General features: G+C 65.8%; 15 protein-coding genes. 13 read left to right on the plus strand and 2 right to left on the minus strand.

The features are described from left to right. The first annotated feature begins 133 nt into the window (after positions 1-133). The 11 genes from ccmA to DK261_RS24835 all read left to right on the plus strand — a co-directional run bounded on the left by ccmA (position 134) and on the right by DK261_RS24835 (position 8,755). Positions 134-769 carry a cytochrome c biogenesis heme-transporting ATPase CcmA gene (ccmA, locus tag DK261_RS24785; protein ID WP_009047724.1) on the plus strand — a complete coding sequence of 212 codons (636 nt, stop codon included), beginning with the start codon at positions 134-136 and terminating at the stop codon, positions 767-769. Next, the gene (gene ccmB, locus DK261_RS24790) at positions 766-1,434 is read left to right on the plus strand and encodes a heme exporter protein CcmB (RefSeq protein ID WP_009047725.1); all 669 of its coding nucleotides are present in this window, start codon (positions 766-768) and stop codon (positions 1,432-1,434) included. Before ccmA ends, ccmB begins: the two co-directional genes overlap by 4 nt. Positions 1,435-1,510: 76 nt before the next feature. Beyond that, a complete protein-coding gene (locus DK261_RS24795) occupies positions 1,511-2,266 on the plus strand; it encodes a heme ABC transporter permease (protein ID WP_009047726.1) in 756 nt (251 codons plus the stop codon). Next, on the plus strand, positions 2,263-2,439 hold the full coding sequence (gene ccmD / locus DK261_RS24800) for a heme exporter protein CcmD (protein ID WP_009047727.1): 177 nt from the start codon (positions 2,263-2,265) through the stop codon (positions 2,437-2,439). The genes DK261_RS24795 and ccmD overlap by 4 nt, the downstream gene beginning before the upstream one ends. After that, positions 2,436-2,891 carry a cytochrome c maturation protein CcmE gene (ccmE, locus tag DK261_RS24805; RefSeq protein WP_009047728.1) on the plus strand — a complete coding sequence of 152 codons (456 nt, stop codon included), beginning with the start codon at positions 2,436-2,438 and terminating at the stop codon, positions 2,889-2,891. The genes ccmD and ccmE overlap by 4 nt, the downstream gene beginning before the upstream one ends. 3 nt (positions 2,892-2,894) lie before the next feature. Next, positions 2,895-4,883 (plus strand): heme lyase CcmF/NrfE family subunit, encoded by a 1,989-nt coding sequence (locus DK261_RS24810; RefSeq protein WP_009047729.1) that lies wholly within the window; start codon positions 2,895-2,897, stop codon positions 4,881-4,883. Continuing rightward, positions 4,880-5,416 carry a DsbE family thiol:disulfide interchange protein gene (locus DK261_RS24815; protein ID WP_038581077.1) on the plus strand — a complete coding sequence of 179 codons (537 nt, stop codon included), beginning with the start codon at positions 4,880-4,882 and terminating at the stop codon, positions 5,414-5,416. The genes DK261_RS24810 and DK261_RS24815 overlap by 4 nt, the downstream gene beginning before the upstream one ends. Further along, on the plus strand, positions 5,413-5,883 hold the full coding sequence (locus tag DK261_RS24820; protein WP_009047731.1) for a cytochrome c-type biogenesis protein: 471 nt from the start codon (positions 5,413-5,415) through the stop codon (positions 5,881-5,883). The genes DK261_RS24815 and DK261_RS24820 overlap by 4 nt, the downstream gene beginning before the upstream one ends. Next, complete coding sequence (gene ccmI / locus DK261_RS24825; RefSeq protein WP_103331182.1) at positions 5,880-7,082, plus strand: c-type cytochrome biogenesis protein CcmI; 1,203 nt, start codon at positions 5,880-5,882, stop codon at positions 7,080-7,082. The genes DK261_RS24820 and ccmI overlap by 4 nt, the downstream gene beginning before the upstream one ends. An 11-nt stretch (positions 7,083-7,093) precedes the next feature. After that, the gene (locus DK261_RS24830; protein WP_110176694.1) at positions 7,094-7,498 is read left to right on the plus strand and encodes a hypothetical protein; all 405 of its coding nucleotides are present in this window, start codon (positions 7,094-7,096) and stop codon (positions 7,496-7,498) included. Between the two features lie 114 nt (positions 7,499-7,612). After that, complete coding sequence (locus DK261_RS24835; protein WP_110176696.1) at positions 7,613-8,755, plus strand: hypothetical protein; 1,143 nt, start codon at positions 7,613-7,615, stop codon at positions 8,753-8,755. 18 nt (positions 8,756-8,773) lie between these two features. Here DK261_RS24835 and DK261_RS24840 read toward each other — a convergent pair whose 3' ends face one another. Next, positions 8,774-9,679: a LysR family transcriptional regulator gene (locus DK261_RS24840; RefSeq protein ID WP_053268498.1), complete on the minus strand. Its 906-nt coding sequence runs from the start codon at positions 9,677-9,679 to the stop codon at positions 8,774-8,776. Positions 9,680-9,748: 69 nt separating this feature from the next. After that, on the minus strand, positions 9,749-10,957 hold the full coding sequence (locus DK261_RS24845) for an MFS transporter (RefSeq protein WP_028681921.1): 1,209 nt from the start codon (positions 10,955-10,957) through the stop codon (positions 9,749-9,751). A gap of 262 nt (positions 10,958-11,219) precedes the next feature. Between DK261_RS24845 and DK261_RS24850 the strand changes: the two genes are divergently transcribed. Together DK261_RS24850 and DK261_RS24855 are read left to right on the plus strand one after the other, a co-directional pair. Further along, positions 11,220-11,849: a DUF5666 domain-containing protein gene (locus DK261_RS24850; protein WP_101282001.1), complete on the plus strand. Its 630-nt coding sequence runs from the start codon at positions 11,220-11,222 to the stop codon at positions 11,847-11,849. A gap of 105 nt (positions 11,850-11,954) precedes the next feature. Then, positions 11,955-12,404, plus strand: coding sequence for a RidA family protein (locus DK261_RS24855; protein WP_041987153.1), 450 nt, complete (start codon positions 11,955-11,957; stop codon positions 12,402-12,404). Positions 12,405-12,426 lie beyond the last annotated feature (22 nt).

The raw sequence follows: 12,426 nt of genomic DNA on the forward strand, positions 1-12,426 counted from the left end.
GTCTTCGGGGGGCGTGGCGAAAACATCGCAAAAGTTTGACGCAGCTCTCTGGAACAGGCCGCCGATGCGTTTATTCTGCATCTCTTTAACGGCTGCTCCACTGCCGACTTGAACCGTAAAGGCCCGCGATCATTTGACCAGTCCTCTTCTAGAAGCCGTAGCGCTTGCCTGTGAGCGCGACCTGCGGCTGCTCTTCGAAAAGCTCGAACTGCGTCTGGCCAGCGGCGACATGTTGCAGATCAGCGGCCCCAACGGCAGCGGCAAGACCAGCCTGTTGCGCCTGCTGGCAGGGCTGATGCAGCCGACCAGTGGCCAGGTGCTGCTCAACGGCCAGCCGCTCAACGCCCAGCGTGCGGAGCTGGCGCGCAACCTGTTGTGGATCGGCCATGCGGCCGGGATCAAGGACTTGCTGACCCCCGAGGAAAACCTCAGCTGGCTCTGCGCCCTGCATCAGCCCGCCGGGCGCGAGGCGATCTGGCAGGCCCTGGCGGCGGTCGGCCTGCGCGGCTTCGAGGATGTGCCCTGTCACACCCTGTCCGCCGGCCAGCAGCGCCGGGTGGCGCTGGCCCGGTTGTACCTGGACAGCCCGCCGCTGTGGATCCTCGACGAACCCTTCACCGCCCTGGACAAGCAGGGCGTGGCGCAACTGGAAGAACACCTGGCCGGCCATTGCGAACGTGGCGGCATGGTGATCCTCACCACCCACCACACACTGAGCCGCATGCCGGCCGGCTATCGCGACATCGATCTGGGGCATTGGGCCGTATGAGTGTTTTCGGACTGCTGGTTGCCCGCGAATCCCGGCTGCTGTTCCGCCGTCCCGCCGAACTGGCCAACCCGCTGGTATTTTTCGCGATTGTCGTCTCACTGTTCCCATTGGCGGTGGGACCTGAGACACAATTGTTGCAAACCTTGTCTCCAGGGCTAGTCTGGGTAGCGGCCTTATTATCGGTTTTGCTCTCGCTGGACGGGCTTTTTCGCAGTGATTTCGAGGACGGATCCTTGGAACAGTGGGTCCTTTCGTCGCACCCCCTGCCTCTTCTGGTTCTGGCCAAGGTACTGGCACACTGGGCCTTTTCCGGCCTGGCACTGGTATTGCTTGCGCCCCTGTTGGCATTGATGCTCGGTCTGCCCACAGCCTGTCTGCCGGTGCTGTTGCTGTCCCTGTTGCTGGGCACTCCGGTGCTCAGCCTGCTGGGAGCGGTGGGCGCGGCGTTGACGGTAGGACTCAAGCGTGGCGGCCTGTTGCTGGCGCTGCTGATCCTGCCCCTGTACATCCCGGTATTGATTCTCGGCAGCGGCGCCTTGCAGGCGGCCTTGCAGGGCATGCCGGCGACCGGTTATCTGCTGTGGCTTGGTAGCCTGACCGCCCTGGCAGTAACCCTGACACCTTTTGCAATAGCAGCTGGCCTGAAGATCAGCGTCGGCGAATAATGAGGTCTGATCAAATTTTGATCAGTAAAGACCCTGGCCGTGCGTGACAACGCGCGGCACCCGTGATGGAAACAGTATGAACTGGACCTGGTTTCATAAGCTCGGCTCGCCCAAGTGGTTTTACGGCATCAGCAGCAGGCTGTTGCCCTGGTTGAGCATCGCAGCGTTGCTGCTGATCACCGTCGGCGTCATTTGGGGCCTGGCCTTCGCGCCGCCGGACTATCAGCAAGGCAACAGCTTTCGCATCATCTACATCCACGTTCCCGCCGCCATGCTGGCCCAGTCCATCTACGTGATGCTGGCGGTGTGCGGGGTGGTGGGCCTGGTGTGGAAGATGAAACTGGCCGACGTCGCCCTGCAATGCGCGGCGCCCATCGGTGCCTGGATGACCGCCGTGGCGCTGGTCACCGGGGCCATCTGGGGCAAGCCGACCTGGGGCTCGTGGTGGGTCTGGGACGCACGCCTGACCTCCATGCTGATCCTGCTGTTCCTGTATTTCGGTCTGATCGCCCTGGGCAACGCCATCAGCAATCGCGACAGCGCCGCCAAGGCCTGCGCGGTGCTGGCCATCGTCGGGGTGATCAACATCCCGATCATCAAATACTCGGTGGAGTGGTGGAACACCCTGCACCAGGGCGCGACCTTCACCCTCACCGAAAAACCGGCGATGCCCGTCGAGATGTGGCTGCCGCTGTTGCTGACGGTGCTGGGCTTCTATTGTTTCTTCGGCGCCGTGCTGTTGCTGCGCATGCGCCTTGAAGTGCTCAAGCGCGAAGCCCGCGCCAGCTGGGTCAGGGCCGAAGTGCAGAACAGCCTGGAGGCCGCATCATGAGTTTCGCTTCCTTCGCCGACTTTCTCGCCATGGGCCATCACGGCCTGTATGTCTGGTCAGCCTACGGCATCTGCCTGGTGGTGCTGGTCCTCAACGTGGCGGTGCCGTTGCTGGCCCGCAAGCGTTACCTGCAACAAGAGGCGCGTCGTCTGCGCCGGGAGAACAATCAGTGAATCCGCTGCGTAAAAAGCGTCTGTTGATCATCCTCGGCGTGCTGGGCGGCGTGGGCGTTGCCGTCGGCCTGGCGCTGAGCGCCCTGCAACAGAACATCAACCTGTTCTACACCCCGACCCAGATCGCCAACGGCGAAGCCCCCCATGACACACGGATCCGCGCCGGCGGCATGGTGCAGATGGGCTCGTTGCAACGCTCGGCGGATTCGCTGGACGTGCGTTTCGTGGTCACCGACTTCAACAAGGCCGTGACCATCACCTACCGCGGCATCCTCCCGGACCTGTTCCGCGAAGGGCAGGGCATCGTCGCCCTGGGCAAGCTCAATGCCGACGGCGTGGTGGTGGCCGACGAAGTGCTGGCCAAGCACGACGAGAAGTACATGCCGCCGGAAGTGACCAAGGCCCTGAAAGACAGTGGGCAAATGGCGCCGGCGCCGGCCAAGGAGGGCTGACCGATGACATCCGCAATCTTCATTCCCGAGCTCGGCCATCTGGCGATGATCCTGGCCCTGTGTTTTGCCCTGGTCCAGGCCGTGGTGCCGCTGCTCGGCGCCTGGCGCGGCGACCGCCTGTGGATGGGCCTGGCGCAGCCCGCGGCCTGGGGCCAGTTCGCCTTCCTGACCTTCGCCTTCGGCTGCCTGACCTACGCCTTCATGGTCGATGATTTCTCGGTGGCCTATGTCGCCAGCAACTCCAACAGCGCCTTGCCCTGGTACTACAAGTTCAGCGCGGTGTGGGGCGCCCACGAGGGCTCGTTGCTGCTCTGGGCACTGATCCTCGGTGGCTGGACCTTCGCCGTGTCGGTGTTCTCCCGGCAGTTGCCGCAAGTGATGCTGGCGCGGGTGCTGGCGGTGATGGGCATGATCAGCACCGGCTTCCTGCTGTTCCTGATCGTCACCTCCAACCCCTTCGCGCGGATCCTGCCGCAGGTGCCCGGCGATGGCCGCGACCTCAACCCGCTGCTGCAGGACATCGGCCTGATCGTGCACCCGCCGATGCTCTACATGGGCTATGTCGGTTTCTCCGTGGCCTTCGCCTTCGCCATCGCCGCGCTGCTCGGCGGTCGCCTGGACGCGGCCTGGGCGCGCTGGTCGCGGCCCTGGACCATAGTCGCCTGGGCATTCCTCGGCATCGGTATCACCCTCGGCTCCTGGTGGGCCTACTACGAACTCGGCTGGGGCGGCTGGTGGTTCTGGGACCCGGTGGAAAACGCCTCCTTCATGCCGTGGCTGGTGGGCACCGCATTGATCCACTCGCTGGCGGTCACCGAAAAGCGTGGTGTGTTCAAGAGCTGGACCGTGTTGCTGGCCATCGCTGCGTTCTCCCTGAGCCTGCTGGGAACCTTCCTGGTGCGTTCCGGGGTGCTGACCTCGGTCCACGCCTTTGCCTCGGACCCCGAGCGCGGCGTGTTCATCCTGATCTTCCTGCTGTTCGTGGTCGGCGGTTCGCTGACCCTGTTCGCCTTGCGCGCGCCGGTGGTCAAGAGCCAGGTCGGTTTCAACCTGTGGTCGCGGGAAACCCTGCTGCTGGGCAACAACCTGGTGCTGGTGGTGGCGGCCTCGATGATCCTGCTGGGCACCCTGTACCCGCTGGTGCTGGACGCCCTGACCGGGGCCAAGCTGTCGGTCGGCCCGCCGTACTTCAACGCGCTGTTTATCCCGCTGATGGCGCTGCTGATGGTGGTGATGGCGATCGGCGTGGTGGTGCGCTGGAAAGACACCCCGGTCAAATGGCTGGTGAGCATGCTGACTCCGGTGCTGCTGGGCAGCGCCGCGCTGGCGGTGGTGGCCGGTATCGCCTATGGCGACTTCAACTGGGCGGTGCTGGCGACCTTCATGCTGGCGGCCTGGGTATTGCTCGCCGGAGTCCGCGACATCTTCGACAAGACCCGCCACAAAGGCCTGATCAAGGGCCTGCCGGGCCTGACCCGCAGTTACTGGGGCATGCAGCTGGCGCACCTGGGCATCGCGGTCTGCGCCCTGGGCGTGGTGCTGTCGAGCCAGAACAGCGCCGAGCGCGACCTGCGCCTGGAGCCGGGCGAGTCCATGGACCTGGCCGGTTATCACTTCATCTTCGAGGGCGCCAAGCATTTCGAAGGCCCCAACTTCACCTCCGACAAGGGCACGGTGCGGGTGGTCCGCGACGGCAAGGAAATCGCCGTGCTGCACCCGGAAAAACGTCTCTACACGGTGCAGAACTCGGTGATGACCGAGGCCGGGATCGACGCCGGTTTCACCCGTGACCTCTACGTCGCCCTCGGCGAGCCGCTGGGCGAGGGCGCCTGGGCCGTGCGCGTGCACGTGAAACCCTTCGTGCGCTGGATCTGGTTCGGCGGCCTGCTCACCGGTTTCGGTGGCCTGCTGGCGGCCCTCGACCGGCGTTATCGGGTCAAGGTGAAGACCCGGGTGCGCGAAGCCCTGGGCATGACAGGAGCCACTGCATGAGACGCTGGATAATGTTGTTGCCGCTGGCGCTGTTCCTGCTGGTGGCGGTGTTCCTGTACCGCGGGTTGTACCTGGACCCGGCCGAGCTGCCGTCGGCGATGATCGACAAGCCGTTCCCGGAGTTCTCCCTGCCGTCGGTGCAGGGCGACAAGACCCTGACCCGCGCCGACCTGCTGGGCAAGCCGGCGCTGGTCAACGTCTGGGGCACCTGGTGCATTTCCTGCCGTGTCGAGCACCCGGTGCTGAACAAACTGGCGCAGCAGGGCGTGAACATCTATGGCGTCAACTACAAGGACGTCAACGCCGACGCCCTGAAGTGGCTGGCCGAGTTCCACAACCCTTACCAGCTGGATATCCGCGACGAGGAGGGCACCCTGGGCCTGAACCTCGGGGTGTACGGCGCGCCGGAAACCTTCTTCATCGACGCCAAGGGCATCATCCGCGACAAATACGTCGGGGTGATCGACGAAGCGGTGTGGCGCGAGAAGCTGGCCGCCAAGTACCAGGCCCTGGCCGATGAGGCCAAGCCATGAAGCGCTGGCTGGCCGCGGCCGTCCTGGGCCTGAGCATCGCCGGTGTGGCCCACGCCGCGATCGATACCTACGAGTTCGCCAACGATGCCGAGCGCGAGCGCTTTCGCGAACTGACCAAAGAGCTGCGTTGCCCCAAGTGCCAGAACCAGGACATCGCCGACTCCAATGCGCCGATCGCCGCGGACTTGCGCAAGGAGATCTTCCGCATGCTCGGCGAAGGCAAGGACAACCAGCAGATCATCGACTTCATGGTCGACCGCTATGGCGACTTCGTGCGCTACAAGCCGGCCCTGACCGGCAAGACCGCCTTGCTCTGGTTCGGCCCCGCCGGCCTGCTGCTGGGGGGCGTGGTGATCATCGCCGTGATCGTCCGGCGTCGGCGCGTAGAGCGCAGCGACAGCCCGAGCACACTTTCCGCCGAGGAGCGTCAGCGCCTCGACCAACTGTTGGATAAAGACCGCGAATGATTGATTTCTGGCTCGCCGCAGGCCTGCTGCTCCTGGTAGCCCTGAGTTTTCTGCTGATCCCGGTTCTACGCGGCCGTCGCGCCCAGCGTGAAGAGGATCGTACCGCGCTGAACGTGGCGCTTTATCAAGAACGCGTGGCCGAGCTGCAAGGCCAGCAGGCCGAAGGCGTGCTCAGCGCCGAGCAGATGGACAGCGGCCGCGCCGAAGCCGCGCGCGAATTGCTGGCCGATACCGAGGGCGCGGAGCCAGCCCGGGTGTCTGGCCTGGGCAAGCCGCTGCCGTTGCTGGCGGCGCTGCTGGTGCCGCTGTTGGGCCTGGGTCTGTATCTGCATTTCGGCGCCAGCGACAAAGTCGAGCTGACCCGTGAATTCGCCCAGGCCCCGCAATCCATGGAAGAGATGACCCGCCGCCTCGAGCGCGCGGTCGCCGCCCAGCCGGATTCCGCCGAGGGCCTGTACTTCCTCGGTCGTACCTACATGGCCCAGGACCGCCCGGCGGACGCGGCGAAGATCTTCGAGCGCACTGTGGCCCTGGCCGGGCGCCAGCCGGAACTGCTCGGCCAGTGGGCGCAGGCGCAGTACTTTGCCGACGGCAAAAAATGGTCGGACAAGGTTCAGGCCCTGACCGACGAAGCGCTGAAGGCCGACCCGAAGGAAGTCACCAGCCTCGGCCTGCTGGGGATCGCCGCCTTCGAAGGCGAGCGTTATCAAGAGGCCATCGACTACTGGAACCGCCTGCTGGCGCAACTGCCGGCGGACGACAACTCGCGCGCTGCGCTGCAGGGCGGTATCGACCGGGCGACCGAGAAGCTGCTGGCCAGCGGCGGCAAAGTGGCCCAGGCGCCCGCGCCCAAGGCTGCCGCGCTGCTCAAGGTGCGGGTCGACCTGGCCGCCGATCTGAAAGCCAAGGTGCAGCCGGGCGACAGCGTGTTCATCTTCGCCCGCGCCACTTCCGGGCCGCCGGCGCCGCTGGCGGCCAAGCGCCTGACCGTGGCCGACCTGCCAGTGACGGTGGAGCTGGGTGATGCCGACGCGATGATGCCGCAGTTGAAACTGTCGAACTTCCCGGAAGTCCAACTGGTTGCACGCATTTCCCGCGCCGGCCAACCGACGGCCGGCGAGTGGGTCGGTCGCAGCAAGCCCCTGGCCAGCAGCACCACCGCGCCGCAACAATTGACCATCGACAGCCCGGATAAATAAGAGAAGCCGCCATGACCGCCATTGCCCGCATCACCCTGTTAACACTGGTCCTGGGGTTGAGCGCCTGTGCGGTCCAGGAGCCGACACCGCCCGAGACCCTGCCACCGATTCCGCCCGCGCAGCCCAGCACCAAGCCGGCGCCACCCAGCACCCCGAGCAAACCCGCCACGCCGATCAAGCCGGCTAAGCCGCTGCCGCGCACTTCCGCGAGCTTCGCGCCGCCGCCGGGTGGCAACAGCCACTGGGATCCGCGCCTGGGCGTCTATGTGCTGGATAACCAGACCAACACTTTCTACCGCCAGCGCACTTACTACCGCTGGAACAACGGTTGGAGCCGTTCCATCAGCCCCGACGGGCCATGGGAAGAGACCGATATCCACGGCGTGCCGTCGGGGCTGGGGCGCCAGTTCCAGTAAGCGGCTTGTGGTAAGCCGCGACCACTGAGCGGACCGCGGGCGGGTCCGGTTCAAGCAGCCGGTTGGGTGGCCGATACCCCGGGGTGTTCCTGAGTATCGCCATCCGAGCGCCCGATGAAGAAAAGCCTGAACAAACCCTATTTCGCGCCCATGGCCTTCTGGCTCTGTGTGGTCGCTGTCCTGCTCGCCCTGCATGGCTTCGCCGATGTCGAAGTTCCGCAACTGATCTACTTCTCCCTGGCGCCGGTGTATCTGCTGGTGCTGTTCATCTTTCTCTACTACTTCTTCTGCTGGAGCTTCATCTCGGTCTTTCCCCTGGGCGAGGTCGGCTGGAAGCGCGTGGATTACGGCTGGCTGCTGCTGGCCTCGCTGGCGCTGATCAGCGAGACCCAGAACGTCAGGACCGAATGGTTCCAGAGCGACTATCGACTGGCCGAATCCCATGAAGCCGCGACCCAGAGGCGCCTCAAGGCCGAGATCGACGATCTGTTGGGGCCGGATCATTGCCGTGCCGCCGCGACTGTCCATAGCGCCGCCGATGCCGCGCAGGTGAATGAGCTCTGTCAGCGCTTTGCTGCCCTAGAGAGAACGGCGCAGGGACAGCTGACGGCGCTCTCGGTGGGGACGGTGGTCCAGGCGCTGGATGAGCTTCGCGCCCGGTATTCGGCGCCGCCCGTCCTGGCCTGGCTCGGCCGGCTGGATGAAACCCTGGGCGACCAGCGCAAGGCCCGGGGCGAGGTGTCCAGGCTGTACCAGCTGACCCGCGCCACCAACGCCGAGACCGTCTATCGCTACTTCGTTCCGGTATTGCTGGTAATCGCCCTGGCCCTGCGGGCCTCGAAGGTCACCGGCGAGGTGCTGCTCAAGGCCCCGCGCAAGCGCAAGGTGTGGATGATCATCAACCGGCGCATGGTGATCGACGGCCTGGGTTTTGTCCGCGGCGCCCGTAGCCGCTTCGACGAAGCGCTGCACAACTGGCGCGTGGCGAAGTGGGACGTGGTGCACCTGGCCTGTCCGTTCCTGCCCGAGGTCAGCGCCCAGGACACCCGGGTCGCGGTGGCGCCGGGGTTCTATGAAAACGAGTTCCAGCTGGCGTCTGTCAGCACCTTCGAGCAGTGCGGCTTCGTCGAGTGGGCGGCCAGGCAGTCGATCGAGACCCTGTACCTGGTGGGCGAGACCGATCTGGCGCTGATCGAGCGGGTGCGCCAGTGGGGCGAGGCGGCCAAGGTCGAAGTGCTGGTGCGCGAGCGGATCTGAATCCGCGCGCACCCCGGCTCAGCCTTGGGCAGCGTCTGGCCCGGAGCTGGCCAGTTGCTGCTGGACAAACTCGACGAAGGCCCGGGCCTTGGCGCTGGTCAGCCGTCCGGTGGGAAACACCGCCCATAGCTCCTGGCGGGGCAGCGTCCAGTCCGGCATGGCCTCGCGCACCGCGCCGCTGGCCAGCTCGGGAGCGAACATCCATTGCGAGGCCAGGGTCAGCCCCTGGTGGGCCAGCACCGATTCGCGCAGCCCCTCCGCGGCACTCACGCGAATCCGCCCGCGGACCGTCACCGACTGCTGTTCGTCACCCCGTTCGAAGCGCCAGTGGGCACCGCCGCCGAGGCTGTAGATGATCGCCTGGTGCTGGCCCAGGTCGGCGGGGCAGGCGGGTTCGCCGTGTTGGGCGAAATAATCCGGGGTGGCCAGCACCACGCGCCGGCATTCGCCGATCCGCCGCGCGGTCAGCCCGGAGTCGCTCAAGGGGCCCATGCGCAGGGCGACGTCAATGCCGGCTTCCACCAGATTGATGTTGCGGTCATCCAGCACCACGTCGATGTCGAGGTCGGGATGGCGCTCGAGAAAGGTTCCCAGGTGCGGTACGACATGCAGGCGGGCGAAGGTCACCGCGGCGCAGATCCGCAGCGTGCCGCTGAGCCCCGAACCGGCCCCACGCGCCGCGAGATCGGCTTCGTCGGCCTCTTCGAGGGCCCGCCTGGCGCGCTCGAAAAACGCCATGCCGGCCTCAGTGGGCGTCAGGCCGCGGGTCGAGCGCAGCAACAGCCGTACCGCCAGCCGCGCCTCCAGCTGGGCGATGGTTTTCGACACGGCCGGCTGGCCGATATCCAGAAGCCGGGCGGCGGCGGAAAAAGACCCGCTTTCCACCACATGAACGAAGGTTTGCATGGCTGCCAGCCGGTCCATCGAGACTCCTTGTGTTTGAACGATCGAGCATGGCCCCCCGGTTTGCGATCCGAGAGGATCAGGATGCACTCAGGCCGTGACGGGCAGGGCCTTCTGCGAGGTGCTCAGGAAACGCAGCAGGGCCAGTAGCGGCAAGGCGCTGCCGACGCCGACTATGCCCAGCCAGCCGGCGTGTTCGTATACCGCGCTGGCAATCGACGAGCCGACGGCGCCGCCGATGAAGATGCTGGTCATGTACAGCGCGTTGAGGCGGCCGCGGCTATGGGCATCCAGTGCGTAGACCGCGCGCTGGCCAAGGACCATGTTCATCTGCACGCAGAAATCCAGGACCACGCCGGTCACCGCCAGGCCGATGACGCTGTAGGCCGGGTGGATAAAGGCCGGCAGGAAGCTCAGGGCGGCGAACAGCATGGCCAGCAACGAGGCGACGCGGGTGTGGCCGGCATCCGCCAGGCGCCCGCTGATCGGCGCGGCAATGGCACCGATAGCCCCGACCAGGGCGAACAGGGCGATCTGGCTTTGCGACAGGCCATGGTTGCGCGCCAGCTCCAGCGGCACCGCGGTCCAGAACAGGCTGAAGGTGGCGAACATGCAGGCCTGGTAAAACGCTCGCTGGCGCAGCACCGGTTGCTGGCGCAGCAGGCTGCCCAGCGAACCCAGCAGCTGGCCGTAGGTGGCGCTGTGGGCGGGCTGGCGCTTGGGCACGGTCAGCAGCAGGACCACACTGATGGCGGCCATCAGCACCGCGGCGGCAATGAACATCGCGCGCCAGCCGAACAGGTCGGCCACCACGCTGGACACCGGACGCGCCAGCAGGATGCCCAGCAGCAGGCCGCCCATGATGCCGCCGACCACCCGGCCACGGGATTCCTCCGGTGTCAGGTGCGCGGCCAGGGGAATCAGGATCTGCACCGACACCGAGCTGAAGCCGATCAGCAGCGAGACCAGCAGAAAGGCATTGGGCTGCTCGGTGAACGCGGCGCCCAGCAGGCTGGCGATGGCCACCAGGCTGGTGAGGATCATCAGCCGGCGGTTTTCCAGCAGGTCGCCCAGGGGCACCAGGAAGAACAGGCCCAGGGCGTAGCCGATCTGGGTCAGCGACACGATCAGGCTGGCCATGGTGCTGCTCAGGCCGATATCTGGGGCGATCAGCTCGATGATCGGCTGGGCGTAGTAGATGTTGGCGACTATGGCGCCGCAGCAGAAGGCGAACAGCAGCACCATGCCGCGGGTCATGGTCGTGGTGGCGGCAGGCAGCCGCTGGGTCGTGGCAGTCATGGCGATTCTCGTTGCAGCGAAAGGGATGCGGGCGAGGCTAAGGGGCTGGCCCGTGACGCGGTAGAAGCTGACGAGCGATAGCATTCATGCCGTGCAGGAATAAATGCCTGGCGAGACCGGCGCAGAGCGGCAGACGACCGGTCTCGCGTTGCGATGATACATTTACTTACATTCAGTTCCATAGCTCGCTCATTGTCCCGCGGACGCTGGAGTGCTTTCGTTTCGACGTCTGTACCACCTTTCATCACAGGAAGTCCGTCCCATGAATCTGTGTCTTCGCCGCCTGCTCGGCGGCGCTCAAGCGATCACCCTCGGTGCACTGCTGCTGGCCGGCCCGGCCCAGGCCCAGGACGCGCCGGGCATGCGCATCGGCGTGCGCGGGGAAATCACCAGCATCGCCGGCGACGCGGTGCGGGTCCACGTCAACAGCGGCGAGAACGTCACCATCAACCTCACGCCGCAGACCCAGGTCCGCGCCGTGACCCTGGCCAACATCGAGGACATCAAGCCCGGCAGCTACATAGGTTCGGCCGCCGTGCCGCAGGCCGATGGCAGCCTCAAGGCGCTGGAGGTCCATGTGTTCCCGCCGCAGATGGCCGGCACCGGCGACGGTCATCGGCCCTTCGACCTGGTCAAGGGCAGCAGCATGACCAATGGCAGCGTCGGCGACCTGGTGGTGAGCAACGGCCGGACCCTGACCGTCAACTACAAGGGCGGCCAGCAGACGATCCTGGTGCCGGACGACGTGCCCATCGTCAATCTGGTGCCGGGTGACCGCAGCCTGCTCAAGGCCGGGGTCAAGGTGGTGATGTTCGTGTCCCAGAGCGCGGACGGCACACTCACCGCGCAGTCGATCTCCGCCGGCAAGGATGGGGTGACGCCGCCGATGTAGCTGGCAGGCTGTTACGTTGCCGGGTGTTTCAACGGCCTGGTTTCGGATGGCCTTGGGCAGGGGCTTGGTTTAGGGTTTGCGGTCGTCTATCGCAGCGGAGTTCCCATGCACAAGTCAGTCTTCAATCCGCCCAGTGTCTTCAATTCCCTGCAGTACGGTTTCAGCCAGGCGGTGGAGGTACGCGGTGGGCGGCGCCTGCTGCTGTCCGGCCAGGTGGCTGTCGATGAGCGCGAGGTCTGCGTCGGCCCGGGGCTGCGCGAGCAGACCGAGCAGAGCTTCGACAATATCGCCCGGGTGCTGGCGGCGGCGGGCGGCGACCTGAGCCACGTGGTCATGCTGCGGATCTACATCGCCGAAGCGGCCCGCGAGCAGCAGGAGCAGATCAGCCAGGTGCTGCTGCAGCGTTTCCCCCAGCAGCCGCCAGCGTCTTCATGGATCATCGTCAGCGGCCTGTCCTTGCCCGAGTGGCTGATCGAGATCGAGGCGGAGGCGATGTTGCCGGAGCTGCAGCAGGCGGGGAAGGCAGTGTTGTTCGAAGCTGCCGCCGGGCTTTAGATCCCAGGCGACCCGAGCGTTA

Origin of the sequence: Pseudomonas sp. RW409 (assembly GCF_003184125.1) — a bacterium.
GTDB classification, from domain to species: Bacteria; Pseudomonadota; Gammaproteobacteria; order Pseudomonadales; family Pseudomonadaceae; genus Aquipseudomonas; species Aquipseudomonas chlororaphis_I.

Coding starts and splice junctions, on each gene's coding strand:
- DK261_RS24815 (WP_038581077.1), top strand. CDS start 4,880: ATGAGACGCTGGATAATGTTGTTGCCGCTGGCGCTGTTCCTGCTGGTG.
- ccmB (WP_009047725.1), top strand. CDS start 766: ATGAGTGTTTTCGGACTGCTGGTTGCCCGCGAATCCCGGCTGCTGTTC.
- DK261_RS24830 (WP_110176694.1), top strand. CDS start 7,094: ATGACCGCCATTGCCCGCATCACCCTGTTAACACTGGTCCTGGGGTTG.
- DK261_RS24835 (WP_110176696.1), top strand. CDS start 7,613: ATGAAGAAAAGCCTGAACAAACCCTATTTCGCGCCCATGGCCTTCTGG.
- DK261_RS24840 (WP_053268498.1), bottom strand. CDS start 9,679: ATGGACCGGCTGGCAGCCATGCAAACCTTCGTTCATGTGGTGGAAAGC.
- DK261_RS24795 (WP_009047726.1), top strand. CDS start 1,511: ATGAACTGGACCTGGTTTCATAAGCTCGGCTCGCCCAAGTGGTTTTAC.
- DK261_RS24810 (WP_009047729.1), top strand. CDS start 2,895: ATGACATCCGCAATCTTCATTCCCGAGCTCGGCCATCTGGCGATGATC.
- ccmI (WP_103331182.1), top strand. CDS start 5,880: ATGATTGATTTCTGGCTCGCCGCAGGCCTGCTGCTCCTGGTAGCCCTG.
- ccmD (WP_009047727.1), top strand. CDS start 2,263: ATGAGTTTCGCTTCCTTCGCCGACTTTCTCGCCATGGGCCATCACGGC.
- DK261_RS24820 (WP_009047731.1), top strand. CDS start 5,413: ATGAAGCGCTGGCTGGCCGCGGCCGTCCTGGGCCTGAGCATCGCCGGT.
- DK261_RS24850 (WP_101282001.1), top strand. CDS start 11,220: ATGAATCTGTGTCTTCGCCGCCTGCTCGGCGGCGCTCAAGCGATCACC.
- DK261_RS24855 (WP_041987153.1), top strand. CDS start 11,955: ATGCACAAGTCAGTCTTCAATCCGCCCAGTGTCTTCAATTCCCTGCAG.
- DK261_RS24845 (WP_028681921.1), bottom strand. CDS start 10,957: ATGACTGCCACGACCCAGCGGCTGCCTGCCGCCACCACGACCATGACC.